This is a genomic window from Neisseria sp. HMSC074B07 (assembly GCF_001810355.1).
Classification (GTDB): domain Bacteria; phylum Pseudomonadota; class Gammaproteobacteria; order Burkholderiales; family Neisseriaceae; genus Neisseria.
In genome coordinates this window covers 1-667 of the sequence record NZ_KV800959.1, presented here as the reverse complement: position 1 = coordinate 667, position 667 = coordinate 1, and the positions used below count along the sequence as shown (strand labels likewise).

Below are 667 nucleotides of genomic sequence, written 5' to 3'. Positions count from 1 at the left end.
GCTGGGACGGCAAAATCACCGCCTACGGCTACGATGCCGCCGGACAACTGGTCCAGCAGACCGAATACGGCCAAAGCAATCATGAAGGTCGTCTGAAAGACCGTCCCGAGACTTGGCACATCCACCGGTTCAAACGCAACATCCTCGGCCAACTGATCGAAAAACAAAGCCGCAAAGTCTCCGACCGCAACGGACAAAGCAAAGACGAAGGCATCAGCCGCACCCGTTTCGAATACGACCCCGTTACCGGCAACCTGACCAAAGCCCGCAACCACCACAGCAGCGTCGAACTCGCCTACGACGAACTCGACCGCCTCATCGGCGAAACCACCGTCCACAACGGCCAAAGCGCCACCGTAGGCTACCGATACGACCCGTTGGGCAACCGCATCCGCACCATCCTGCCCGACGGCCGCCATATCGATTACCTGTACTATGGCAGCGGACACCTGCACCAAATCAGCCTCGACGGCGAAGTCATCACCGACATCGAACGCGACAAACTGCACCGCGAAATCCAAAGGACGCAGGGCAGCATCAGCAGCCTGTACGACTACGACCCCATGGGTCGCCTGAAAAGTCAGCGTACCGTTTGGAACGGCACACAAACACCCCGCGGCAAACAAAACCCGCTGGCCGGCGGCGCCGTCAACCGCCGCTACGCCTA

1 protein-coding gene is annotated in these 667 nt (G+C 59.8%); it reads left to right on the top strand.

From position 1 onward, the window contains the following. A partial coding sequence (locus tag HMPREF2726_RS09200) for an RHS repeat domain-containing protein (RefSeq protein WP_148132505.1) occupies positions 1-667 on the top strand: 667 nt, incomplete at both ends.